Genomic DNA, 24,466 nt, shown 5'->3' with positions numbered 1-24,466 from the left:
TCGGTGGCCTAATAACGAGTCATGTCGAGACGTGCTGGAAGTGCAGACTTGCCGCTTCATAGCGGACGCGTGCCCCAGTGGCTCAGTGAACGCATGACGAAACTCGGCGTTCTGATTGCCGAAGCAATCATACATCACTACGGGCGGGACGAATTTCTGCGAAGGCTGTCCCATCCCTTCTGGTTCCAGTCTTTCGGCTCTGTCATGGGGATGGACTGGCATTCATCAGGCATCACCACGAGCGTGCTGGCAGCGATGAAGCGCGGTCTTCGGCCACGATCTGGTGAACTAGGCCTTCATGTCTGCGGCGGCCGAGGTTCCCAATCCCGCCAGACACCCCAGGAACTTGCCGAAGTTGGCAACAAGGTTGGCATCGACGGGTCAGCCCTCGCAAATGTCAGCCGATTGGTCGCCAAGGTCGATGGCGCCGCGGTGCAGGATGGTTTCGAACTCTACCTCCACGGTTTCATTGTCTCCGATGACGGTCATTGGGTCGTCGTCCAGCAGGGAATGAATGATGCCATCCGCCAGGCCCGGCGATATCATTGGTTGTCCGAGGGCCTGGCGAGCTTTGTCGATTCTCCCCACAGCGCAATCGAGGGCCGCAACCAGGGCAACATCATCAATCTTGCGGATCGCCGGGCGACCCAGTCTCGTCTGAGCCAACTCAGCCTGTTGGCGGATCTGGGGCCGGACCGCATCGTTCATGAGACAGTCGCTCTTTCGAGACAGTTTCAGCCGAAGGAAGAATCCCAGCCCCTGCTCCCGCATCTGGTGATGCCCGAACACCACGACGTTCGAGCGCAGGACATCAATATCAGGCGGCTTCATTCCAATCTCGCGGCTGCGGCGGATCGGGGACCGGCAGATTACGAAGATCTTCTGCTGGTACCCGGCGTCGGTGCGCGCACGATCAAGGCGCTTGCGATGGTCGCCGAAATCGTGCACGGCGCCCCGTGCCGCTTCTCCGACCCTGCAAGATTTTCTCTGGCGCATGGCGGTAAGGACCGACATCCGTTTCCGGTGCCGCTCAAAGTCTATGACGAGACTATCAAGGTGATGAAGTCGGCAATATCGAAGGGCAAGCTGGGCTACGCCGATGAGCTGGCAGCTCTTCAACGACTGGATACTCAGGCTCGCCGGCTGGAAAGATACGCGACAGGGCCTGATCTCAAGGAGATTGTTGCGGACGAGCTTCGAGATTCGCTTGCCCTGGACGGGCGCAGCGTATTCGATTGGGACGCGAAATACTGACGAGCTCGAACGAGACGGGTGACTGTCGCACGATGGCATCCATATTTCCCCGGTCGGCCACGCAGGATGGACGGGATCTGCGCCGCGGCCAGGCCTGCTCGATTAAGACGTGTCGCTATTGACGGCCTTGGTCGTCTCATCGTGAACTGCGTCTCACGGAGTGACTCTGCCCGCAACGCACTCGATAGCGCTTTGAAAACTCGTTCCTTCATCATCACAATCAAACCGACGCCGCGCGGTGGCAATTCGCTAAGCTGGCCCTAGTTTATCAGCGATCAGATGGAGGGGCCTTTTGTGAGTAGAAGTACCAGTGAACTCCCGCGTGATGTTGCCAATCCCGATGCCCCTGGCGGGGAAAGCAGCAAGGCAATTGGGAGCGTCGATGCAAGCGCCCTCCTCGAAGTCCTCGCAGCAGCCAGACGCGGGGAATTTTCCGCAAGAATGCGCTCTGATTTGACCGGGGTGTCCGGCAAGGTTGCGGATGCACTCAATGACATTATCGCCGCCAATCAGCGCATGGCGCAGCAGCTGGAACGCGTCGGACAGGTCGTGGGTCGCGAGGGCCGGACGAGCACACGCGTCCGACTTGGTCTTTCGGAGGGCTCCTGGTCAGAGATGGAGACGTCGATCAATCATCTTATCGACGATCTCTTGTGGCCGACGACCGCGGTAACGCGTACGATCACCGCAGTCGCCAAGGGCGACCTGCTACAGACGGTCCCACTTGATGTGGATGGACGACCCTTGAGGGGGGAGTTCCTGCGCTCGGCCGACATCGTCAACACCATGATCAAGCAGCTGAGCGTGTTCACCTCGGAGGTAACGCGTGTTGCGCGTGAGGTTGGAACGGACGGGAAGCTGGGCGGGCAGGCGCAGGTGTCGGAAGTGACCGGTGTCTGGAAGGACCTGACGGAAAGCGTCAACTCCATGGCCTCCAACCTGACCGCACAGGTGCGCAACATTGCGGAAGTCACGATCGCTGTGGCGAACGGCGACCTCTCGAAGAAAATCACGGTCGACGTGCGCGGCGAAATCCTCCAGCTGAAGGAAGCCATCAACACGATGGTCGACCAGCTGCGTTCTTTCGCATCGGAGGTCACACGCGTTGCCCGCGAGGTTGGCACCGAAGGCAAGCTCGGCGGACAAGCGCTGGTGCCTGGTGTTGCCGGCACCTGGAAGGATCTGACGGATTCTGTCAACGCCATGTGCGGCAATCTGACCGCACAGGTTCGCAACATCGCGCAGGTCACAACCGCGGTTGCGCGCGGCGACCTTTCCCGAAAGATCACGGTCGACGTCTCGGGCGAAATTCTCGAGTTGAAGGAGACCATCAACACAATGGTCGATCAGCTCAACGGCTTTGCCGGCGAGGTCACGCGTGTCGCTCGCGAGGTGGGCACGGAGGGCCGGCTTGGCGGACAGGCGCAGGTACCGGGGGTGGCCGGCACCTGGAAGGACCTGACTGACAACGTCAATTCGATGGCGTCCAACTTGACCGCACAGGTACGCAATATCGCGGATGTTTCAACAGCAATCGCCAACGGAGACCTGTCGAAGAAGATTACGGTCACGGTCTCCGGCGAGATCCTCGAGCTGAAGGAGACCATCAACACGATGGTCGACCAGCTCAACGCCTTTGCCTCGGAAGTCACACGCGTCGCGCGCGAAGTCGGGACGGAAGGACGGCTCGGCGGGCAGGCGAATGTGCTCGGCGTGGCCGGCACCTGGAAGGATCTCACCGAAAACGTCAACTCGATGGCAGGAAACCTGACCGCCCAGGTGCGCAATATCGCGGAAGTTTCAACCGCCATCGCCAACGGCGACCTGTCAAAAAAGATTACCGTCGATGTGAAGGGCGAAATCCTCGAGCTGAAGGAGACGATCAATACGACGGTCGACCAGCTCAATGCATTCGCCTCGGAAGTCACGCGTGTCGCGCGCGAGGTGGGTACTGAGGGTCAGCTCGGCGGACAGGCGAACGTTCGCGGCGTCGCGGGCACATGGAAAGACCTCACCGATTCTGTAAATTCCATGGCGTCCAACCTGACAGCCCAGGTGCGCAATATCGCCGAGGTGGCCACCGCCGTTGCGCAGGGCGACCTCTCAAAGAAGATCACCGTGAGCGTCTCTGGCGAAATCCTCGGCCTGAAGGAAACCATCAACACTATGGTGGATCAGCTCAACGGTTTTGCGGGCGAGGTGACCCGCGTGGCCCGCGAGGTCGGGACCGAAGGACGGCTCGGCGGACAGGCCAATGTGCTCGGGGTCGCTGGCACCTGGAAGGATTTGACTGACAGCGTCAACTTCATGGCCGGGAACCTGACCGCCCAGGTGCGCAACATTGCGGAAGTCTCGACCGCGATCGCCAATGGAGACCTCTCGAAGAAGATTACTGTTTCGGTCTCGGGCGAGATTCTCGAACTCAAGGAGACCCTCAACACGATGGTGGACCAGCTCAACCGGTTCGCGTCGGAAGTGACGCGCGTCGCTCGCGAAGTTGGTACGGAAGGCAAACTTGGCGGACAGGCCCAGGTTCCGGGCGTTGCGGGCACCTGGAAGGACCTGACCGAGAATGTCAACTCCATGGCATCGAACCTGACGGGACAGGTGCGCAACATTGCCGAGGTGACAACAGCCGTGGCTCGCGGCGACCTGTCGCGCAAGATCACCGTCGACGTGAAGGGTGAAATCCTGGAACTCAAGAACACCATCAATACGATGGTGGACCAGCTCAACGCCTTCGCAGGCGAGGTGACCCGCGTGGCCCGCGAGGTGGGGACGGAAGGCAAGCTCGGCGGTCAGGCCGAAGTCCCCGGCGTTGCCGGCACCTGGAAGGATCTCACCGACAGCGTGAACTCGATGGCTGGCAATCTGACGGCGCAGGTGCGCAACATCGCCGAGGTGGCAACCGCGATCGCCAACGGCGATCTGTCGCGCAAGATCACTGTCGACGTGCGTGGCGAAATCCTCCTGCTCAAGGACACGCTCAACACCATGGTCGACCAGCTGCGCTCCTTCGCGGGCGAGGTGACGCGCGTGGCGCGTGAGGTCGGCACCGACGGCCGGCTGGGCGGTCAGGCCGTCGTGCCCGGCGTCGCCGGGACGTGGAAGGATCTGACCGACAACGTCAACCTGCTTGCCGCAAACCTGACGACGCAGGTGCGCAACATCGCCGAGGTCACGACCGCCGTGGCCCGTGGCGACCTGTCGCGCAAGATCACCGTCGACGTGAAGGGCGAAATCCTCGAACTCAAGAACACCATCAATACGATGGTGGACCAGCTCAACGCCTTTGCCGGAGAGGTGACCCGCGTCGCGCGCGAGGTTGGGACGGAAGGCAAGCTCGGCGGCCAGGCGCAGGTGCCGGGCGTGGCCGGGACATGGAAGGACCTGACCGACACAGTCAACGTGATGGCCGCGAACCTCACCGAACAGGTGCGCGGCATCGTCAAAGTGGTGACCGCCGTGGCAAACGGCGATCTCAAGCAGAACCTGACCGTTGCCTCCAAGGGTGAAGTGGCAGCCCTTGCCGAAACGATCAACAACATGACGAATACGCTGGCGACCTTTGCTGACCAGGTGACGACCGTCGCCCGCGAAGTGGGCGTGGAAGGCCGCCTCGGCGGGCAGGCCAACGTCCCTGGCACGGCAGGGACATGGAAGGATCTGACCGGAAACGTCAACCTCCTGGCGGCGAACCTCACGACGCAGGTGAGGGCGATTGCGGAGGTCGCGACGGCGGTGACCAAGGGAGACCTGACACGCTCGATCCAGGTCGAGGCGCGCGGCGAAGTCGCCGAGCTCAAGGACAATATCAACACCATGATCGACAACCTGCGTCTGACGACGGAGCGTAACACGGAGCAGGACTGGCTCAAGACGAACCTCGCGCGCTTCACCAATATGCTGCAGGGACAGCGCGATCTCACGCTCGTCGGAAAGATGCTGCTCTCCGAACTTGCGCCGCTCGTTAACGCGCATCAAGGCGTGATCTATCAGGTGGATGCGGATGAGCCGCAGCCGACTTTGTCCCTCCTTTCCGTGTACGCGCAGGGCTTAGAGACAGCGCATCCGGCGAAGCTCGCCTTCGGCCAGGGACTTGCGGGCCAATGCGCAAGCGACGCGAAGCGCATCCTCATCACGGATCTTCCCGACAACGTCGTGCCCATAACATCAGGCATTTTCTCTACGCTTCCAAGAAGTGCCATCGTGCTTCCTGTCCACTTCGAGGGGCAGGTCAAGGCGGTCATCGAACTTGCGTCTACGGGCGAATTCACCGGGCTGCAGATAGCGTTCCTTGACCAGCTGACCACCTCGATCGGTATCGTCCTCAACTCCATTGAAGCGACCATGCAGACCGAGGGCCTGCTCAAGCAGTCGCAACAGCTTGCCACCGAACTCCAGACCCAGCAGCGCGAGCTTCAGCAAACGAACGACCAGCTCGAGCAGAAAGCCCAGCAGCTCGCAGAACGAAACGTCGAAGTCGAGGCCAAGAACCAGGAGATCGAGCAGGCCCGGCGCGCCCTGGAGGAAAAGGCGACGGAACTTGCGCTGACGTCCAAATACAAGTCCGAGTTCCTCGCCAACATGTCCCACGAACTGCGCACGCCCCTGAATTCGATACTCATCCTCGGTCAGCAGCTCGGAGATAATCCCGAAGGCAATCTCAGCCTGAAGCAAGTCGAGTTTGCAAAGACGATTCACGGGGCCGGAACGGATCTTCTCAATCTCATCAGCGACATCCTCGACCTGTCGAAGATCGAATCCGGAACCGTGTCTGTGGACGCGGAAGAGATCTTCATCGCCAATCTCCTTGAGGTCATGGCACGGCCGTTCAGGCACGAGGCGGAAAATCGCAGCCTCGCCTTTTCAGTGGAGGTCGGTCAGGATGTCACGCGGAGCATCATCACCGACTCGAAGCGCCTTCAACAGATTCTCAAAAACCTTCTTTCGAATGCCTTCAAGTTCACCGCTCAAGGCGGAGTGACATTGCGGGTCACCTCGGTAACGGGCGGGTGGTCTCCAGATCATCCTTCCCTGAAGCACGCGCCTTCGGTCATCGCCTTCGAGGTGGCCGATACCGGCATTGGCATACCGCCAGAAAAGCAGCGTATCATCTTCGAGGCGTTCCAGCAGGCGGACGCCTCCACGAGCCGGAAGTATGGCGGCACCGGGCTTGGGCTCGCGATCAGCCGCGAACTGGCGAACCTGCTTGGTGGGGAAATCCAGCTTCGCAGCAACCCTGGCGTCGGCAGCACCTTCGTCCTGTACCTGCCTCTTACCTATGTCGGGGCAGGCGCTGTCGCGCCGATCGCCGTGCCCACGCCGGGTAATGTCGTAAGGCTCGCCGAGGCGGTTCCGAGCCGGCGCACCGACATGACGCCGGATCAAGTCGAAGACGACCGGGACGCCATCACATCGGGAGACTCAGTGCTTCTTGTCGTGGAGGACGACCCCCACTATGCGCGCGTCGTGGTCGACCTGGCGCGCGACAACGGTTTCAAGGTCCTGGTCGCCACGCGTGGAAGTGAGGCGTTGAACCTGGCGCAAGAATACAAGCCAACGGCGATCTCGCTCGACATCTATCTCCCGGACATGCTCGGTTGGACGGTTCTGAGCCAGCTGAAACAGAATCCCGAAATCAGGCACATCCCCGTCCAAATCATCAGCCTTGACGAGGACTGCCAGCATGGCCTGACGCGGGGAGCCTTTGCCTTCATGAGCAAGCCGACGACGCCTGAGGGACTTGGACGCGCCCTTTCAAGGTTGAAAGCCTATGCTGAGCCTCGCCGCAAGCGCCTCCTCCTCGTCGAGGACGACGAGCGAGAACGGTTGAGCGTAACAACACTTCTCGGACATGATGACATCGACATCAGCAGCGCGAATTCTGGTGCCGAGGCACTCGCCATCCTCAAGCGCGATCCAGTCGACTGCATCGTTCTCGACCTTTCCCTTCCCGACATGTCCGGCTTCGACGTCCTGGAACGCATGCGCGACGACAGTGACATCAGCGAAGTGCCCGTCGTCGTTTTCACCGGTCGCGAGCTTTCCGCCGAAGAAGATGCCCAACTCCACAGCATGGCGCGCAGTGTCGTCGTGAAGGGTGTTGAATCGCCGGAGCGCTTGCTGGACGAAACGGCTCTCTTCCTTCATCGCCTGGTCGCGGACATGCCTCCCGCCAAGCAGACCATGCTTCGGCAGTTGCACAGTTCCGACGAGGACCTCGTGGGCGTAGCCGTACTGCTCGTCGATGACGACGCACGCAATATCTTCGCCCTCAGCAGCGTACTGGAGCGGCGCGGCATGAAGGTCTTGACCGCAACGACAGGAAGCGAAGCGATCGCCATCATCAAGAGCGAACCCGCGATTGCGATTGTCTTGATGGACATCATGATGCCCGGTATGGACGGCTATGAAACCATGCAGGTCATCCGCTCCGAGCCGGAGTTCCGCCGCCTGCCCATTGTTGCCCTGACGGCAAAGGCTATGAAGGGTGACCGCGAGAGATGCCTGGAGGCGGGCGCATCCGATTACCTGGCAAAGCCCGTTAACACAGAACAGCTCCTCTCGGCGCTGCGAATGTGGCTACACCGCTGAGGTCTAATCGTGAAACCTGTCAACATCCTGCTGGTGGACGACCAACCCGCAAAGCTCCTCAGTTACGAGGTCATCCTGCAGGAGCTGGGAGAAAACCTCATCAAGGCGCAGTCGGCTCGCGACGCATTCGAGCATCTGCTGCGCACCGAAGTCGCAGTGATCCTCGTTGATGTGTGCATGCCCGAGCAGGACGGCTTCGAGCTCGTAACAATGATCCGTGAGCACCCACGCTATCAAAACACTGCAATCATCTTCGTTTCGGCGGTGATGCTGGCGGAGCCGGATCGATTGCGTGGTTACGCTGCGGGTGCCGTCGACTATGTTTCTGTGCCGATCGTGCCCGAGGTGTTGAGGGCCAAGGTTCGAGTGTTTGTAGATCTCTATCGAAAGACCAGGGAGCTGGAACGTCTGAATGCCGATCTTGAGGCGAGGGTTCACCAAAGGACCGCGGAACTCGAATCGTCGTCTGCCCAATTGCGCCAGCTAAACGAAGAGCTCGAGCACCGGATCGAACAGAGAACCAGAGAGCGAGAGGAAGCGCTGGCCCAGCTTTTCGAGGCTCAGAAACTCGACACGATTGGTCACCTGACCGGCGGCGTGGCGCACGATTTTAACAATCTCCTGATGGCTATACTAGGAAGCTTGAACCTGTTGAAGAAGCGTCTGCCCGCTGAAGATCGGATTGAGCGCTTGATCGGCAATGCGATACAGGCAGCCGAACGCGGCAACGCCCTCACGCAACGCCTGCTTGCCTTTGCACGCCGGCAGGAACTCACGCCGCAGGCGACGGATTTTCTTTCCCTGTTTCACAACGTACAAGACCTGCTCAGCAAAGCCGTCGGTCCGAGAATAGAAATCCGAAACGAGATCGCCGAGGGGCTTCCCCCGCTGCTCATCGACAGCAATCAATTGGAACTTGCGCTGCTCAATCTCTTTGTCAATGCGCGCGACGCCATGGAGGCCGGTGGAGTAGTTACGATCAATGCAGACCTGACCTCGGAAGGGCGACCTGCGTCGCTCAATGAAGCAAATTTCATCCGCATTTCGGTCAGCGACACGGGTGAGGGAATGGACGAGGAAACAGTTTTGCGCGCCGCAGAACCGTTTTTTACCACGAAGGGCGTTGGGAAGGGGACCGGTCTCGGCCTCTCCATGATCCAAGGACTAGCCGCCCAATCGGGAGGCTCGATCGCCATATCGAGCAGGAAAGGCTTTGGCACGACAGTCTCGCTATGGCTGCCGGTGGCGGACGGCCCCGGGGGGGTGGAATCGACTGCGGAGCGAGTGCCGATGACGCCTTCGCTGACCGCCTCAACCTCGCTCGCAGTGCTGGTCGTGGATGACGACGCATTGGTTCGCATCGGAACGCTTGCAATGCTGGAGGATCTGGGACATCTACCCCTGGAGGCATCTTCCGCTTCGCAAGCGCTCGAGTTTCTATCTCAAGGCAGGCCGTGCGATCTCGTGATTACTGACCACGCCATGCCGGGAATGACGGGGGCGGAGCTTGCCCGCGAGATATTTTCATCCTTCCCCGGGTTGCCGGTAATTCTGGCCTCCGGCTACGCCGAACTTCCCGATGATCATGGCCTACATCAAATGTTGCGAATGATGAAGCCGTTCACACAAGAGCAACTTCAGGCAACGGTCGAGCGCGCGCTTGCGGAAAAAGCTGCGGCGGCGTGATAAGCCCGACCGCCTAATCTACCCCAAAGCAGACTCGCTCGAGGGGGGTGGCAAACTCCCCCGGGCGATGTCCTGCTGGGCGGCCACGTGCCGCCAGAAGCATGTTCAGCTCTTTGCGGGATCTGCTGAATCTCGCCAACAACCGCTCTGCCTCTTCGAGGCTGATTCCGTAGCTCTCATTGAGCGTGAAAGCAGAATACGTGTACTGAGGGCCGGTGATCATAGTGGTTCCTTTCGATAGGAAAACACGCTCTCGCCTCCATCCGTTCCCTCAACGATAGCGACGTATTGTAACGTCCTGTGAAGCAATGAATTGTCGAAATGGGCTTAAAAGCGGCAGAACATCCAAGGATGGCGAGGGCGCGCGGTGTGGCGTCATTTGCCATGCTGGCGCAGTCGCCCACACCGATGGCGTAGCGCCCAGGTGCCTGCCCATAACATCGGATCTCGCCCGCTGCTGACCATGCCCTTGTTCAAGCCTCGGATAGGCTTCCTCTTGCGATTGTCGCGAACTGGGGAACATCAGTTCGATTGAGCAGTTCGAACAAAGCAATGAAGCGCGACAATCGCAAAAGGAGGACTATCATGTTTATCAGGCTGCTTGCTGTATCGACCCTGGCATTGGCGATGGCCACGAGCGCATTTGCTCAGTCATCTCAGGGGTCTCAGACCGAAGGTGGACCGGGCAATGATGCCGCCAAGCCGGCGAGCCCCGGGGGTCCGGATCTTTGGAGCGGTCAGGTCGGCCAGATTTTCTTCAGTGACAGCAGCGGCAAGCTGCGCTCTCAAGAGGAGATCCGGACCGGTTGGGCCAACTTGACCGCCGATCAACAGGCGCAACTACGGGCTGACTGCAAAAACCTCGCCTCGTCCGCCGGCGCCTCACAAAACAATGCTGACGTCACCGGCAGCGTTGAAACCACAGCCTCGCCGGCAGCGAAGATGGAAGCGTGCAAGATGGTTGACGGAATGTGATCCCGAGCCGTTGCCGACTTCCAGGTAGGATCGGTGCTGGTGCACTCCAGCACCGTTTCTCGTCCTTGGAAATGGGGCAACAGATTTTCTCGGCTGGGGTCTTTCTCCGACCCCATGCTCTTTAAGACAGTTCCACGCGCGCACCCTGGATGGAAAGGCAAACGTGTACATGCCTGGCGGAGAACCAGGGCGGCTGTCGGCTGGTGGAGGGGACCTTCTGGACTGACTGACGGAACTACCACAGTGCTCGCCAACAGTTCGCAGTCAAATTGTGCCGGGAGTGAGGACATGCGTGGCAATTGGATCCACCTTTGCATCGACATGCAGAGAATCTTTGCTGAACAGACCCCGTGGCACGTCGCGTGGATGGCCAAGGTGTCGCCCGCCGTAGTCGAAGTCGCACGCCGTCATCCGCAGCGGACGATCTTTACCCGGTTCGTGCCGCCCGCGACTGCGGACCAGATGTCAGGCTCGTGGATAGACTACTATGTCAAGTGGGAAGAGATGACGCTTGAGCATCTTAACCGAAATCTCGTGGATCTCGTCCCCGAGTTGCGATGCTTCGCTCCACCAGCCAGAATATTCGACAAGATGACCTATTCACCGTGGGTCAGTGGAGGGCTGCATCGCATCCTTCAGGAAGAGCGTGTGGACACGATCGCGGTTAGCGGAGGCGAGACTGACGTTTGCGTTCTCGCTGCGGTCCTCGGTGCCGTTGACCTCGGCTACTATGTAAGGATATTGAAGGACGCAGTTTGCAGTGGCGCAGATCTTACCCACGACGCTTCGCTTGATCTGCTTGGCGAGCGTTTCTCAGTTCAGGTCAAGATCGTCGACACGGAGTCGTTCCTGGAAACTGCCCGGCACGACGAAAGCGGGCAGTAACCGGCCGAAGAGGCCTGCTTCCTCTTCATCGCAAAGGTCGTCGTTTGGGGATCGCTTCTTTTGAGGCTACAGATGCTATAGTCTCGTGAGAGATCCCCTGGGGGTCGATGCTTTTATTCCTGGAGGCGTTCAATGCCGGATGCGACGTTGCAGCATGAAGGTTTTCCAGGCCGAGCACCCCTGTTGATCGCAGACATAAGGCACTTTCTTCAGGCAATTAGCGAGGTCTGAATTCTCCATTTCGTGAATTCGATGATCCGCCTCGGGATTCCTGCTGACCTACGATCTGCCATTCAACGACAACAGCCCTCCGCTCATACACGACCTGTGTAGGTACCTCACATCGAGGAAGAAGAAGTCACGCCCTGTCTTGGTGTTTCCTGTGTTTGCGCGACCGTCGCAGACGGGCCGACGAGTTCGTCGGGGATGTATCTGCGACGGCCCGTGATTGAACAACGTACGCTACCGGACGAAAACCTTGTCTGGTGGACGGTGCCGACTAGCTCCTCATGAATGCAGCATCACAAACACGAAAGACAGAGCCGCGTTTCGTTGACCGGCGCGCAAAGACAGGCACGATTCGAGGCGACGCATCGAATCGCCATGTCCGAGATCGAACGCGAGAGGGAGGAGCGACTGAAGAAGACCGAGAGACTTCGGGCTGCTCGCGACGCAGCGTTGAAAGCCGCCGAGGCGAGTGGCTTCCATGACGTCAAGCCGGCGACCTGACGCTCCCCTGAGAGACTTCAGTTGAAGCAAGAGAGGACGCCGCGCGTAGATACCGAACAGATCAGGCGTCGTGCGCAGGAGATCTGGAAAGCCGAAGGAAAACCGGAAGGTGAACACGAGCGTCACTTGGGCGCGGGCCGATCGGGAGCTGAGCGAAGATCGCGCCTGTCAGTACCGGAGCAATACTCCCCAATAGTGCCGTTTGAATCTTCCCCAGGTGCTGCGGCCGCCGGTCTTCCGGGGCGCGCCCCGGAAGACCGGCGGCGCGTCATCGCCGATAGTCCTTCCGATGGTCGGAAGGGGAATGTTGGTGATCAAGCTGAGGGAGACGATCATGATCCTGGATCTGCATCAGCAGGGGCTGACGGTGTCGGCTATTTCCAGAGAAACTGGCATCGATCGCAAGACGGTGCGCAAATACATTGAACGGGGCCTCGAGGCTCCGGCTTATGGACCAAGAAAGCCTCGGGCGACGGTCATTGATCCGTTCGCTTCATACCTGCGGGAGCGGGTCAAAGCCTACCCCGGTCTGACCGGCAGTAGATTATTTCGAGAGCTGCGTGAGCGAGGTTATGCGGGCGGCTATACGGCCGTGACGGATTTTCTTCGCGACGTTCGGCCCGCGGCAAACCAAGGGTTCGAAGTTCGTTTCGAGACGCCGCCTGGCGAGCAGGCCCAGGTCGATTTCGCTCAGTTTCATGTCGTCTTCACCGACGAGCCGATGACGCCAAGGATCGTCTGGCTGTTCTCGATGGTGCTAGGTCACAGCCGTCTCATCTGGGCTCGCTTCGTGATGCATCAGAACTTGCCGACGGTCCTGCGATGCCACATCGCGGCCTTCGAGGCGATTGGCGGCGCTCCGCGGGAAGTGCTTTATGATCGAATGAAGACGGCCGTTATCGGCGAAGGTCAGACAGAAGGTATCGTTTATAATCGCGCACTCATCGACCTGGCCCGCCACTACGGTTTCCACCCGAAGGCGTGCAAACCTTATCGTGCCAAAACGAAGGGCAAGGTCGAGCGGCCGTTCCGTTATATCCGCGAAGACTTCTTCTTGGCACGCTCATTTCAGAACCTCGATGATCTCAATGCTCAGCTCCGACACTGGCTCGATACCGTCGCCAATCCAAGGAAGCACGCCACCATCCTGCGTGTCGTCAATGAAGCCTTTGCAGAGGAGCGCCAGCACCTGCGACCGCTACCTCTGGCACCATTCAAATCCGTTCTGAAGCTGGAGCGCCGGGTATCTAGGGAGGGCATGGTCAGCGTCGGCGGCAATACCTACAGCGTTCCGGATGCGACCCACAGTCGAATGGTGGAAGTCCATTCTCTCGCCGATGAGATCCGCATATTCGAGAACGGCACGCTGATCGCAGCCCATCCCGTCCTGGAGGGCCGCAAGCAGCGCCGGGTTCATCCTGACCATCGACGAGCATTCGCCCCGCAACGCCGGTCCAGGACGCGCGACGACGCCATCGTCATCAAACCCGCTGGCGACATTGTGCTACAGCGGTCGCTAGCCTTCTACGACGCCGTCGGCAAAGTCCTGGCACAGGAGAACCGCCCATGAGCGCGGCACTCGATGCCATCCCCTCCATGATCGATCGTATTCGACATGATCTCGTCGGCCTGAAGATGCCGCGCGCACTGGAAGCACTCGACCATGTCGTTCGACGTCTCGAACATGGTGAGCTCTCGGCGCTTGAAGCCATCGATATCCTCCTGTCCGAAGAATTGACCCTGCGCGAGAACAGCCGCATCAAGACCGCCCTGAGGATGGGCAGGCTTGCAACCATCAAAACGCTCGCGGGATTCGACTTCACCTTCCAGCCTTCGCTCGACCGCGATCGCATACTCACCTTAGCGCAACTCGGCTTCGTCGACCGTCACGAAGCCGTTCATTTTCTTGGTCCGCCTGGAACCGGCAAGAGCCATCTCGCCACAGCGCTCGGCGTCGAAGCCGTGAAGGCCGGCAAGAGCGTGTACTTCACGACGCTCGCCGATCTGATCGGTTCACTTGCGCGGTCCGAGCGGGAAGGCAGATTGCAGGAGCGCATTCGCTTCTTCTGCAGGCCGAGTCTGCTAATCGTCGACGAGATTGGCTATCTGCCGGTCGTTCAGGGCGGCGGCAATCTGTTCTTCCAGCTCGTCAACGCACGATACGAGCGTGGTGCGATGGTCCTGACATCAAACCGCGGCTTTGCAGAATGGGGCGATGTGTTCGGAGATCCCGTCGTCGCCACCGCGCTGCTCGACAGATTGCTTCACCATGCGGTCGTCGTGCAGATCGAAGGATCCAGCTATCGATTGCGACAGCATGCTGAGCTGATGCCGGAGCACGTTCGCTCCAAAGCCCTCATTGCGCCGCCGGCATTTGCTCCACCTCAAAAGCCTCGCGGTCGGCCGCCCAAAAATACCCAATTCTCCCTGGCAACCCCGTCGGCATAATTGGGGAATTTTACTTCGGCACTTCTGAGGAAAATTCACGCGGCATTGACAGCGCCACGTGCCATCCCTGAAGGCACTACCAAAAAAAGGCGACCCACCCAATAAATTCAACCCCGGCGCACTCTCATTCAAGCATAAGTGATCCGAGCGTTTGCGCGTCGACGCAACTCAGGAACCGCCGGATGTCAGTCGCCATTTCGAGGCTAACCCTTGAACGAGCACAGGAGGAACCGCCGGGATCTTGACGCTGGATTCCTCGCGACATTCGACCGAAAGGGCCTGGCTTTCGTGCTCATTCAGCACTTCTTGCGCGTGGTTGCGCCGATGGAGGCGTGGCGCAGGTTGGCCATCTCGGCCCGCCAACCCGTTTCCTTAACCGGAAGCGCTGACGCGACATGTCGCGAAACATGTGTTCCTAGTAGCTTTTGGAGCGAGGGAACATTTGGAGAGCGCGGGGGTTAGGGGCCCAAAACTTTAGAAGGAGACGCATCGTCATGGATTCAAATGGCCGCGCGCCCGAGCCGGTGACGGAGACCGCAACAGAAGCCAGGCAAGGCCGGCGAGGCATGCCAGTGCTTATCGTGCTGGTAAGTGCCCTCGTCCTGACAGCGATCGCCTGGGGCGTATCAGAGTTCTGGGGCGAGAGTATCGACAATGATCCGCAGACCTCGTCGACAAAACCCGACCCAATCAACGCCCAGCCGCAAGGTTCAGGTACCTTCGATAACAATCCAGCGGGCGGGGGAAGCAGGCCTCCGGAAGCTACGGATCGCGATCCCACGCCTGAAGGCAATGGTGGCGGGCCAACGATGATCACGACGCCGAGCGGGACGGAGAAGGTTCGCTGACTGGTGTCAGAGTGGATCTGCAATGCTTACGGACACATGAGGCAAGGCTTTCACGGAATTGCCAGGCAGGTGGCATGATCGTTCACACACCCGTGATGAGGCCCAGTTTTACTTCTACGGAAGCACCAGACTCCGCGCAGCTTGTCTTCTTCGCTATGACGATCTCTCGAGCAATCGCAAAGACGAGACCGGCGCATAGGCGCTTTGCTCAGTCAGGCTGAACAGGTCTGATCGTGTCGACTGAGATTTCGCCCCGCAACACGCCGCGAGTGACGTCCGTGCGACCCCTATCAATCTCAATAACGGTGTACAGCTTGTCGTCTCGAAACGCACTGGCGTTCAAGGTCGTCACATCTTCGGCGGGCGCAGCATCAACTTCCATGAAGTCAAGCTCGCGACTGGCTGCCACGATCCGAGCATCTCCGCTCGTACGGGCTGCCACGATGACGACGCCATGGCCCGGCGAGTTCGCCCAACGCGGATCATCGTTCGAAGCGATAGGCTCTAGGCGATATATTCCCAAGGGCTCGCCGTCAGCGCTGGATGCACCCAGTGCGATGGCGTCTCTCATCTGTGCCTGACTTTCGACCGATCGCCCGAAGGTATTTGGGTTAGTGGCGTTGTTGCTTTCATCACTGCCTGATTTCGAAACGTTAGACATTCTTCCCTCCATGTCCAAACTCTTCGAACGCCGCTCCGCCGCACTTGTTCCCGAGCCCTTCCACGAGCCCCTCGGCCTGCAGTCAGAATGAGGGACCCTGAGAGTCTGCGAATGGATGCGGGCGCTGTTGGTTCACGCGTCAAAGCCGTCGCTGCTTAGGCTTTCAAAGCGGCGTTCGACTCGATCTATCGCGATCGGGGTAGGGTTATCTCGCCACTTTCCTCACCGTCCCAGTAACGGACAGTTGTGGCAACCACCTTGATCAAAGCGAGGCGGGGTGTGTCGATGCCTTCGGGAAACCAGCGCTCCAGACCGGCGGCCCAGTGCCTTTCGAAGGCAGTCTTGTCGCGAACTATGGACGCGACGCCTGTCATCGCAATAAAAATGCCGGGCTTGCCAAGAAGGCTCGCCGGAGCCGTAAACGTTAGAGAGACAGTCTCGGAACGTTCAATTTCCGCAATCTTGCGGCTGTCGTCGTACGAGAAGAACCAGGTGTCTCCATCATATTCAACGTCCCCGTTGTTGCTCATCGGTCGGCTAGCGATCCGACCGGATCCCGCGTTCGTCGAAAGCATGCAGAAGTCTAGCTTCTTCAGATGCGAGGACAAGTCCTGTAGTGTCATGGGCTCCATCATTTCCTCCAGACTTGAATTAAGACGCGCAAAAACTCCGCTGTAGTTCCAGCATACACCGCCAGGCGGTCGGCTGATTCACCGAGCCGACTTGGACAAGCCGTCTTGTTCAAACTCAGCGAAGTTCGCTTTCCGCCACAACCCCATATGCCTTGCAAGACCAGGATCGGCGGCAAGATGCTCCTCAAAGCAGAGGTCCTCTATCTCGCCCTTACTATAGGCCCTGATCAGAGATAGCTGCTGATCGGACAGCGGCCTTTCGCCGTGATATTCGCCGTTAAGTTGATCTAGCGCGACCAGATCAAGCTCGGCTAGCAACCGGGCGGCGGCACTTCTGAAATCTGTTTTGGGCGCGAACATCGGCTTGCCTTTCGAGAACCAGCTTGGCGTATTGATGCGAGGTCTGTGGTGGTCAAGCTGCTCAACGGGTGCGCCCGCTCGCGGGATGCTTGATTGCACTACGGACGAGGCCGCTAACGTTGCTTCTGTCCTGCACTCCTACCGTCACTCGCTTTGGAACGCTCTTCGAACCTAGCGTCTCCCTTGGCGAGTTCGGCTCCTTTCCGGGATTCCACTTTGCGCTCTTCCTTCATTGTCTCCTTGCGAAGTGCATTCGCGGACTGTGCGCCCGCTTTCGATGTCAGATCCGATTTCACGATTGTTCTCCTTTGGACAACAGTTCCCCACAAAACTTAAGTGGCATCCAAAGGTTCCCGTCGCGCCATGGTCGGAAGAACAACTGCTTTTGGACAATTCGCCGATGGCGCGGGACGACAAGCCGCGCGCGTCGTCAGCATTCTTCCGGGCATGTGTCGGCAAGCTACGGTTCAAACACGTTCCGTGCGTGCCTTCAGGCTGTCAACCTCTTCGGTGATGCGATCCTTCGCGGCATCGTGAACGTCGGTAGCAACAGAGACGGCCTTGTCGTATGCGTCAGATACGATGTCCTTCCCCTTATCAACTGCATCGGAGGCGTGCGAAGCGATATTGGCTTTGACAGCGTCTGCCACGTCTCCCAGGGCTTCATCTTCCTGCTCGGTATGAGGTAGTGCAGCCCCTATCGCAGCGCCCGCCGCGAATGCCAAAGCCCCGCCGACCAAAGGTTGGTCTCTGAAGTGCTTCAGGATAGCGTCGTTGAGACGAGTTGACTGATTCACAAGTTTGGATCCCGTCGTCGACGCGGAGCTGGATACCGTGCTGGTAGCATTGCTTGCCTTCTGGCCTATGTTGCTTGCCGTGTCCTTAAATTGCTGCCACGTCTCTGACGCCCAGCCCGTCGATGCGTCAAGCAAAGCCCCAGCCTCGTCGGCGATCTCAGTGATCTGTTTGCCCGCAGAATCGACGAAACCACGATATGCCTTGCCCGTCATGTCCACAAAGTTGCCCGCCCGATTGCCGACATCATCCGTCAAGGCCTTAAATTGCTGGCCAGCCTCGTCACTGAAGCGAGTGTAGCGCGTTCCGTCAATCTCCTCCGGAGGACCAATGCGGCGTACTGTTCCGCGAGCTGGATAGAGCGGATCTTCGTGAAGTGATCGAGCATCTGATGTCGCGGCCAGGAACGTGTTTCCCTGCTTCGCCATCAACCAGGCCAAGCTAACTCCCATTAAGGCGACGGGAAGTGGATTGGCCTTCAGCGCCTTGCCAAGATTGCTTACAAATTCGCCGCCGCCACTACCTTTAGCATAGGCTAAAACCTCATCAACGAGTTGCCCCGGTGACATTCGCTCCTGAATTGCGTCGATACGATCTTCGATGCGCCGACGGTCTGCATCGATTTCTCGCTGAATATCGGCCGATGATTTTTCTATCGTATGGTCCATCACATTTTCTCCTTAACGACGTCGACGTCACGGCGAAGCGATGCTGTAGAGCGATCAAGCCTAAAATTGGCGCCGCGCAGAACCGCCAGTCCTCTTGAGATCAGCGCCCACGCTACGCCCCCAATGACCGCGCCGACGATCAACGCGGCCAGGGCGCTGGCGGTCGATTGCGGCAGGCCCTGATGAACCATGACGGTTGCGAGCCCACCGACGAGCGAGGTTAGCAAAACACCTACCGAACCAATTGCGAGGACAAGGCCAATCACTAAAATTTCAATGCCGCTGAGAGCTTTCGCCACTTTCTCCGACGCCTCGGTCTTGGCGAGGTCGATCTCTTTGCGAAAGAGGCCGGACACGTCCGAGACAAGTCCGCCGAGGAGCTCTGATAAAGGCGCGTTGTCGGTCGACTTAACCATCTTCTCTTTCTCCTCCATCAAAATTGCCTGGCTGCGCGTTTGTAGAACCGGAAGCGGTCCGTTTAGCGGAGGCTGTGAGGAACCGGCTTGCCGCCAGTCCTGCCAAGGCGGCCACGCCGAGAAAGGCCAGGGGTTGCTTTCGGCCAAAATTCTCCGCCATCGCAGCTATTTCACGCAGATCGCGACCCTCCATGTCTTTTGCAATTGATTGAACGCTTGCACCGATCTGCGTGGCATAACGGCCGACCGCCGCGTGGTCACCCGTTTCGAGCTCCGAACCGACCTTCTTTAGCGCCATAGCAATCCCACCGACCTGGTGTGCGGCGAAGCCCGTTTGCTCTGCGATGCTAGCCTCCACTTTCTGCATTGCGGTGTGGGCAGTGTCCCTTGCAGCATCTGTCACCATGCTCAGATCGTTGCCCACCTTGTCCCTTAAGTCGTGGAGACTTTCGGTTGTGCTTTTGCTTCCAGCATTATCCTTGTTGTTTGGCGACCCCTCGGGTGACGCGGTCGCGCTGGCGGGCGCTTGGATGATTTCGTCGGGCATGGGATTCCTCCAAAAGTAACCGAGCTGTGGCCGCTCGCTATAGGGCTCAACCGAGCGAGGCCCCATTTGTTCCCACAGTGGCCTCTTTGCCTGGACCTGCCATCTCTCTCGATTCCGTACCGCGGCCGAAACCCAGCGTACCCGGTCTCCGAAGGAAGGCCCGGCCTTGGCAAGAGGCGCGGGGGACGGCGTTGTGATTGAAGCCTTACACACGAGAAATCGGAAAATCCGTGCTTCCCTGCGTTGATGACGATGGAAAAGATCGACCGCGCTCCAGATAACACGATGCGCCCGCATGTTTGATGCGCCATGAAGTCGGCAACGCTGATTGAGGAGACCGAAAATGACCGCACCGCATCCCCCGACAACGCATATCGGCAATCATCCATTGCACCCCGAAACGCAGATGCTGAACTATGGCTACGATCCGGAACTCTCGGAAGGTGCAGTCAAGCCGCCGGTCTTCCTTACCTCCACCTTCGTCTTCAAGACTGCTGAAGACGGACGCGATTTCTTCGACTATGTGTCGGGGCGGAAGGAACCACCGGAAGGCAAGGGCGCGGGTCTGGTCTATTCGCGGTTCAATCATCCGAACAGCGAGATCGTCGAAGATCGGCTGGCCGTTTACGAGCAAGCCGAAAGCGGTGCGGTCTTTTCGTCGGGGATGTCGGCCATCGCGACCGTCCTTCTGACTTTCGTCCGGCCGGGCGACGCCATCCTCCACTCCCAACCGCTCTATGGCGGCACGGAAACGCTGCTTGCCAAGACGTTCCTCAATCTCGGCGTTTCCGCCGTCGGTTTTGCGGATGGTGTGAGCGCAGGATCCTTGGAGGCCGCGGCCGAGAACGCTATGGCCAAGGGCCGCGTCTCCGTCATCCTCATCGAGACACCGGCGAACCCGACCAACAGCCTCGTCGATATCGCGATGATCAGGCGGATCGCCGATGCGATCGGTCAAAAGCAGGGTCACAGGCCCGTTGTCGCGTGCGACAATACACTTCTCGGTCCGGTCTACCAGCGACCGATCGAACATGGAGCAGACATCTCGCTTTACTCGCTGACGAAATATGTCGGCGGCCATTCGGACCTCATCGCGGGTGCGGCACTTGGGAGCCGGGTCCTCATCAAGCAGGTGAAGGCGCTTCGCGGCGCGATCGGCACGCAGCTCGATCCGCATTCGTGCTGGATGCTCGGACGATCGTTGGAAACACTCCAGATTCGCATGGAGCGGGCAAACAGCAATGCCAAGGCGGTGGCGGACTTCCTTCGACAGCATCCCAAGGTCGAGAAGATCCACTACTTGCCCTATAGCGATCCGGCGAGCGCAGTCGGCAGAACATTCGCTGCCCAATGCAGCGGCGCAGGTTCGACGTTTTCCTTCGATATCAAGGGAGGTCAGCAAGCCTCCTTCAGGTTCCTGAACACGTTGAAGATATTCAAGCTCGCAGTCAGTCTCGGGGGCACGGAATCGCTCGCATCGCACCCGGCGACGATGACGCATTCCGGCGTGCCCGCAGAGGTTCGCCAGCGCATCGGCGTTCTTGAGACGACGATCAGGCTGTCCATCGGCATCGAACATCCGGACGATCTCGTTGCCGATCTCACCCTCGCACTCGATGCAGCTTGATTGCAGCGTGACGCCTAGTGGTCTACCGCCGTCTCGCCAACGCTAGACGCCCATCGCCTCGTAGCCGAGCAGACCGAACTGGTTCAGGAATTGTTCCATGCTGGTAATCCAAGCTTGGAACCAACCGGGAGCGTTCCGGCTCCGCATCCGAAAACTTCTCATGGGTTAAGTTCGTCGCCGTTGCGGCAGGAGGCTCAGATGCCATCGAGTATGACTGAACCTCTGGAGGTTTTTGCCTCGCGACTTCCGGCAATGATGGACGATGAGCTATTTGTAGCGATGAGCGCTCCGCAAAGCTGAGCAAGCCTAGGTTCTTTCCCGGACCGCTTTGATCGAGATCGAGATCGAGATCGAGATCGACAACTACTCGCACCCCACCGCAACTGGAAAAGGACAAGTCCCCGCCATAAGATACTCGCCCTCCAGCACGTACCATAGCGACAAGCAAATGATGTGCGGCTCAACGGGAACAATCGATCCCACATGAGTCAGCAGTGGGCAGGGGAGAAGAGATGGAACAAATTCGTCAAGATCTTCGACCATGCAAGCTCGCCTAAAGCGAAGGACGGGAATCAGAGCCGAAGTGAATAAATATGCGGGGAAGAGTGAACTTCAACGAGCGGCTCATCGCGGCACTCATGGCAAGGGACGGAAAGTGCGTCACGGTCGCTTTATGATGCTGATGCCTCCGCTGACTTCCAGGATGGCGAACTTAATATCCCTAACGCTCTCGAGACCTTCCTGGGCACGGGCGGCTTCCATGACATCCTCCTTCTGAAGCCGACAGCCTCTAAGCGCGGACTCGTCGTAAGCGCCATCAGCGACGAGAATTGTCGGTACACCGTCCACGATTCGGGCCGTCGTCGGTGACCATCCCTTGAGGTAGGAGATCGCAATGTCAGTGGTGAAAAGCGTCAGGATGAGGAGCAGGGCGTTCGTGATGGAAAAGTCTTCCCCAAGCATCGCCTGTTGTGTTGTCTCCGAGATTACCAGGACGATCACGAGATCGAAGGGCGTCATTTGCGCCAAAGTGCGACGACCCGATAACCGGATGATGAGCAGGAGCGCAATGTAAATTGCAAGACCTCTTATGACGGCGTCCATTGCTGCCTCACGGGAAAATAAAGACCGAAGTTTCCACCACATCTTTTCCGAGGCCAATGGTGAAGCGTCGGAGCCAAGGCTTCTGTGCCTTGACGCGGAAGATTGCGACGCTCCTACCGCTGGGATCTGGTGGGAAAGCATAGAGAATGCGCCCGCCTTCGAACGTTGCGGTGAATTGCGGGGGATCTACGCTCTCGATCGAGAAGGCGTCGAGGAAGCGTTGATCTATGACCAGGTTAGGGGCTTCATCCGACGGGTCGAAGGTTACCCTCAGATCATCGGGCGCATTCCACCGTGCGATGGCAGGAAGCTCGATAGAACCGTGATCAAAGGTAAGCCGATGCCATGAAAACGGACCTCCGCGTCCGGTGAAACCCAGAAGACAGGTGATCAGCACGAGACCGAAAATAATCCATGCGGCGCGCTGTACCAACCATACTCTTCGCTGAAAACGATCATGCTCACCCACTCCCTCGGGTAAGCGTTCAGGCTTCCTGGGAGCCTTGTTATCTGCCGCCCGCGCTTCAGCCAACCCTGTTCCTCTCCTGGCTTGAAATGCTCTTCGTTAATTAGTGCGGCTCGTAATTTAGTGAAGCCCACTGGTCGTTGACCAAAGGAGCGATTGATCGTCCGGCGGTTGGCCGTCTACGATCGCGACCAAGCGGCAACCAACCGACGGGCAATAACCAGAGCAGCCGAGTTTCTGACATTGCCATGGACTGCTATGATCGGGTGCGGCATGAAGCCTAGACATCACTGATCGACGCTAGATGCACCTCGACCTCGCGTCGACGGTTCGCATCCAATGGTTCAATGTTTTCTCTCCAAAATGCCGCGGCTTCCGGTGTATCTTTTTCCCACTGCCTCGTCGTTACTATGTTGTCATCTATCTTTGCGAGCCTGCGTCCGCCAAGGCGCATATACTCTTCGGCAAGCTTCAATGATGGTGTCTTCTCCATGAAATCATCCTCCTTCGCTATGATAGAAAAGAGAAAGCGAAGTGATTGTTCCCCTTCATGCCAATACGCGGACAGCCTACTCACCTTGAGAGATCTGGCCAATGCCGGCCAGATGACAGGCACGCACCCGCGGTTCACTTCCAGAATGCGTTCACTGCCCTGATGACAAACCTCGCCGTCGCCGCGCAACGAGCGCACATATGCAGTAGACTACCTCGAGTAGGAGAATGAATTCGCCTGCATATCCCCGGACCGCTGGTCCTTCATGAATGCACGTGATCATGCCATCTAGCGTGCTCTTAAGGGATGCCTCCCTCCTCACGATCGTCCGCCGTGGCCGCCGCAGCCGAGAAGTGGTCCTATTGTTTCACCAATGGCCCGGAGCAATTTGTAAAGTCGTCAATCATCTCCATTGGACTAGGGTTAAGAGCCACCCGCTTCAACCTGAGAGCAGTTGCCGCGACCAGCAATATGCCTTCCCGCGCCTTCAGCAAAGTATTGAGTCTTGGCAGTTCTCACCCCGCAAGGCGGGGCGATCACTGCCCGCACTTTGCCTTATCGGAATTTGGGCAGCCTTGGTGGCGCGTTTGCCTGAATCTCGTGCAGCGGCGCATGCTTGCCCAGCAGCTGTTGAAGTTTCCGTGCCTCTGCGGGGCCGATGCCGAACTTCCTGCAGTGTTCTGCTACGCTGCGTTCATTGGCGCCGGGGATACGAACTTGGCGATTGTCCTTCGAATGCGACATGGTGGGATCCTCCTGGCATCAGAACGCGCGGCGAAGCCCGACAGTTTCATCAGCTGCCAAAATTGAACGCACAAACCTTTTGGCATCTTCGACGTTGTACGTGCTCAATCGAAGGGAGATCGAAATGTCGTCGTCCACCATACAGAAGCAACGCGAAATTCAGAAGCAGGTCCACAAGGCCGACAAGAAGGAAAAATCAAAATCGACGGGAGCAATGCAAGCGGGTGCGCGCCCCTATCCGGAGCCGCCGTTTCCAAAAGTGCATCAGCAGAAGCCTGGCTCGGAAGCCGACCTTCCATTGGCACCGATGTACGATGCGCCTTTCTACAAGGGGTCGCAAAAGCTGAAGGACAAGGTCGCGCTAATCACTGGCGGTGATTCAGGCATCGGCCGCTCGGTCGCCATCCTGTTTGCTCGCGAAGGAGCGGACGTCGCCATCGTCCATCTCGATGAAGGTCAGGATGCCGAAGAGACCAAGGCAGCGGTCGAGAAGGAGGGTCATAGGTGCCTTGCCATCAGGGGCGACGTCAA

22 protein-coding genes are annotated in these 24,466 nt (G+C 58.7%); 11 read left to right on the top strand and 11 right to left on the bottom strand.

Annotation, left to right across the window (positions count from 1 at the left end; genetic code table 11):
* Positions 1-21 precede the first annotated feature (21 nt).
* The 9 genes from EV286_RS29800 (at position 22) to EV286_RS29755 (ending at position 15,422) form a co-directional block, all read left to right on the top strand.
* Complete coding sequence (locus tag EV286_RS29800) at positions 22-1,254, top strand: DUF763 domain-containing protein (RefSeq protein ID WP_132960874.1); 1,233 nt, start codon at positions 22-24, stop codon at positions 1,252-1,254.
* Between the two features lie 294 nt (positions 1,255-1,548).
* On the top strand, positions 1,549-7,851 hold the full coding sequence (locus EV286_RS29795) for a HAMP domain-containing protein (protein WP_245500878.1): 6,303 nt from the start codon (positions 1,549-1,551) through the stop codon (positions 7,849-7,851).
* A gap of 9 nt (positions 7,852-7,860) precedes the next feature.
* Positions 7,861-9,537, top strand: a complete 1,677-nt coding sequence (locus tag EV286_RS29790) for a response regulator (protein WP_132960873.1) — start codon at positions 7,861-7,863, stop codon at positions 9,535-9,537.
* A 585-nt stretch (positions 9,538-10,122) separates the two neighbouring features.
* Positions 10,123-10,512 carry a hypothetical protein gene (locus EV286_RS29780; RefSeq protein ID WP_132960871.1) on the top strand — a complete coding sequence of 130 codons (390 nt, stop codon included), beginning with the start codon at positions 10,123-10,125 and terminating at the stop codon, positions 10,510-10,512.
* A 288-nt stretch (positions 10,513-10,800) separates the two neighbouring features.
* Positions 10,801-11,397: a cysteine hydrolase gene (locus EV286_RS29775; RefSeq protein WP_132960870.1), complete on the top strand. Its 597-nt coding sequence runs from the start codon at positions 10,801-10,803 to the stop codon at positions 11,395-11,397.
* Between the two features lie 603 nt (positions 11,398-12,000).
* Positions 12,001-12,126 carry a hypothetical protein gene (locus EV286_RS32830; RefSeq protein WP_281041146.1) on the top strand — a complete coding sequence of 42 codons (126 nt, stop codon included), beginning with the start codon at positions 12,001-12,003 and terminating at the stop codon, positions 12,124-12,126.
* Between the two features lie 310 nt (positions 12,127-12,436).
* Positions 12,437-13,696 carry an IS21 family transposase gene (istA, locus tag EV286_RS29765; protein ID WP_132960960.1) on the top strand — a complete coding sequence of 420 codons (1,260 nt, stop codon included), beginning with the start codon at positions 12,437-12,439 and terminating at the stop codon, positions 13,694-13,696.
* Entirely contained in the window at positions 13,693-14,574 is an 882-nt protein-coding gene (gene istB, locus EV286_RS29760) for an IS21-like element ISRel3 family helper ATPase IstB (RefSeq protein WP_132960869.1), read from the top strand. Before istA ends, istB begins: the two co-directional genes overlap by 4 nt.
* A 494-nt stretch (positions 14,575-15,068) precedes the next feature.
* Entirely contained in the window at positions 15,069-15,422 is a 354-nt protein-coding gene (locus tag EV286_RS29755; protein WP_207909945.1) for a hypothetical protein, read from the top strand.
* A gap of 208 nt (positions 15,423-15,630) precedes the next feature.
* Here EV286_RS29755 and EV286_RS29750 read toward each other — a convergent pair whose 3' ends face one another.
* From EV286_RS29750 to EV286_RS29720, 7 genes are all read right to left on the bottom strand, one after another.
* Positions 15,631-16,083 carry a hypothetical protein gene (locus tag EV286_RS29750; protein ID WP_132960868.1) on the bottom strand — a complete coding sequence of 151 codons (453 nt, stop codon included), beginning with the start codon at positions 16,081-16,083 and terminating at the stop codon, positions 15,631-15,633.
* A 185-nt stretch (positions 16,084-16,268) separates the two neighbouring features.
* Positions 16,269-16,715 carry a pyridoxamine 5'-phosphate oxidase family protein gene (locus EV286_RS29745; protein WP_132960958.1) on the bottom strand — a complete coding sequence of 149 codons (447 nt, stop codon included), beginning with the start codon at positions 16,713-16,715 and terminating at the stop codon, positions 16,269-16,271.
* Positions 16,716-16,793: 78 nt separating this feature from the next.
* Positions 16,794-17,075 (bottom strand): hypothetical protein, encoded by a 282-nt coding sequence (locus tag EV286_RS29740; RefSeq protein ID WP_132960867.1) that lies wholly within the window; start codon positions 17,073-17,075, stop codon positions 16,794-16,796.
* 113 nt (positions 17,076-17,188) lie between these two features.
* Positions 17,189-17,374 (bottom strand): hypothetical protein, encoded by a 186-nt coding sequence (locus EV286_RS32625; protein WP_132960957.1) that lies wholly within the window; start codon positions 17,372-17,374, stop codon positions 17,189-17,191.
* Positions 17,375-17,542: 168 nt separating this feature from the next.
* Positions 17,543-18,538: a DUF3618 domain-containing protein gene (locus tag EV286_RS29730; RefSeq protein WP_132960866.1), complete on the bottom strand. Its 996-nt coding sequence runs from the start codon at positions 18,536-18,538 to the stop codon at positions 17,543-17,545.
* Entirely contained in the window at positions 18,538-18,954 is a 417-nt protein-coding gene (locus EV286_RS29725; protein WP_132960956.1) for a phage holin family protein, read from the bottom strand. The genes EV286_RS29730 and EV286_RS29725 overlap by 1 nt, the downstream gene beginning before the upstream one ends.
* Entirely contained in the window at positions 18,947-19,501 is a 555-nt protein-coding gene (locus EV286_RS29720) for a nutrient deprivation-induced protein (RefSeq protein WP_132960865.1), read from the bottom strand. The genes EV286_RS29725 and EV286_RS29720 overlap by 8 nt, the downstream gene beginning before the upstream one ends.
* A gap of 343 nt (positions 19,502-19,844) precedes the next feature.
* On the opposite strand from EV286_RS29720, the gene EV286_RS29715 reads away from it, so the two are divergent.
* On the top strand, positions 19,845-21,128 hold the full coding sequence (locus tag EV286_RS29715) for a cystathionine gamma-synthase family protein (protein WP_132960864.1): 1,284 nt from the start codon (positions 19,845-19,847) through the stop codon (positions 21,126-21,128).
* 660 nt (positions 21,129-21,788) lie between these two features.
* On the opposite strand, the gene EV286_RS29710 is transcribed toward EV286_RS29715, so the two are convergent.
* From EV286_RS29710 to EV286_RS29695, 4 genes are all read right to left on the bottom strand, one after another.
* Positions 21,789-22,232: a YetF domain-containing protein gene (locus EV286_RS29710; protein WP_132960863.1), complete on the bottom strand. Its 444-nt coding sequence runs from the start codon at positions 22,230-22,232 to the stop codon at positions 21,789-21,791.
* A gap of 7 nt (positions 22,233-22,239) precedes the next feature.
* Positions 22,240-22,764, bottom strand: a complete 525-nt coding sequence (locus tag EV286_RS29705; RefSeq protein ID WP_132960862.1) for a hypothetical protein — start codon at positions 22,762-22,764, stop codon at positions 22,240-22,242.
* 214 nt (positions 22,765-22,978) lie between these two features.
* The gene (locus EV286_RS29700) at positions 22,979-23,191 is read right to left on the bottom strand and encodes a hypothetical protein (protein ID WP_132960861.1); all 213 of its coding nucleotides are present in this window, start codon (positions 23,189-23,191) and stop codon (positions 22,979-22,981) included.
* A 555-nt stretch (positions 23,192-23,746) separates the two neighbouring features.
* Entirely contained in the window at positions 23,747-23,935 is a 189-nt protein-coding gene (locus tag EV286_RS29695) for a hypothetical protein (RefSeq protein ID WP_132960860.1), read from the bottom strand.
* A gap of 124 nt (positions 23,936-24,059) precedes the next feature.
* Here EV286_RS29695 and EV286_RS29690 point away from each other — a divergent pair.
* Positions 24,060-24,466, top strand: a 407-nt coding sequence (locus EV286_RS29690; protein WP_132960859.1) for an SDR family NAD(P)-dependent oxidoreductase, incomplete at its 3' end; no start/stop codon positions are given.

The sequence above is a fragment of the Rhizobium sp. BK251 genome (assembly GCF_004345245.1).
Lineage (GTDB): Bacteria > Pseudomonadota > Alphaproteobacteria > Rhizobiales > Rhizobiaceae > Rhizobium.
This window is presented reverse-complemented; position numbering and strand designations above follow the sequence as displayed.

Coding starts and splice junctions, on each gene's coding strand:
- EV286_RS29800 (WP_132960874.1), top strand. CDS start 22: ATGTCGAGACGTGCTGGAAGTGCAGACTTGCCGCTTCATAGCGGACGC.
- EV286_RS29780 (WP_132960871.1), top strand. CDS start 10,123: ATGTTTATCAGGCTGCTTGCTGTATCGACCCTGGCATTGGCGATGGCC.
- EV286_RS29775 (WP_132960870.1), top strand. CDS start 10,801: ATGCGTGGCAATTGGATCCACCTTTGCATCGACATGCAGAGAATCTTT.
- EV286_RS32830 (WP_281041146.1), top strand. CDS start 12,001: ATGTCCGAGATCGAACGCGAGAGGGAGGAGCGACTGAAGAAGACCGAG.
- istB (WP_132960869.1), top strand. CDS start 13,693: ATGAGCGCGGCACTCGATGCCATCCCCTCCATGATCGATCGTATTCGA.
- EV286_RS29755 (WP_207909945.1), top strand. CDS start 15,069: ATGGATTCAAATGGCCGCGCGCCCGAGCCGGTGACGGAGACCGCAACA.
- EV286_RS29750 (WP_132960868.1), bottom strand. CDS start 16,083: ATGTCTAACGTTTCGAAATCAGGCAGTGATGAAAGCAACAACGCCACT.
- EV286_RS29745 (WP_132960958.1), bottom strand. CDS start 16,715: ATGGAGCCCATGACACTACAGGACTTGTCCTCGCATCTGAAGAAGCTA.
- EV286_RS29740 (WP_132960867.1), bottom strand. CDS start 17,075: ATGTTCGCGCCCAAAACAGATTTCAGAAGTGCCGCCGCCCGGTTGCTA.
- EV286_RS29730 (WP_132960866.1), bottom strand. CDS start 18,538: ATGGACCATACGATAGAAAAATCATCGGCCGATATTCAGCGAGAAATC.
- EV286_RS29725 (WP_132960956.1), bottom strand. CDS start 18,954: ATGGTTAAGTCGACCGACAACGCGCCTTTATCAGAGCTCCTCGGCGGA.
- EV286_RS29720 (WP_132960865.1), bottom strand. CDS start 19,501: ATGCCCGACGAAATCATCCAAGCGCCCGCCAGCGCGACCGCGTCACCC.
- EV286_RS29715 (WP_132960864.1), top strand. CDS start 19,845: ATGACCGCACCGCATCCCCCGACAACGCATATCGGCAATCATCCATTG.
- EV286_RS29710 (WP_132960863.1), bottom strand. CDS start 22,232: ATGGACGCCGTCATAAGAGGTCTTGCAATTTACATTGCGCTCCTGCTC.
- EV286_RS29700 (WP_132960861.1), bottom strand. CDS start 23,191: ATGGAGAAGACACCATCATTGAAGCTTGCCGAAGAGTATATGCGCCTT.
- EV286_RS29695 (WP_132960860.1), bottom strand. CDS start 23,935: ATGTCGCATTCGAAGGACAATCGCCAAGTTCGTATCCCCGGCGCCAAT.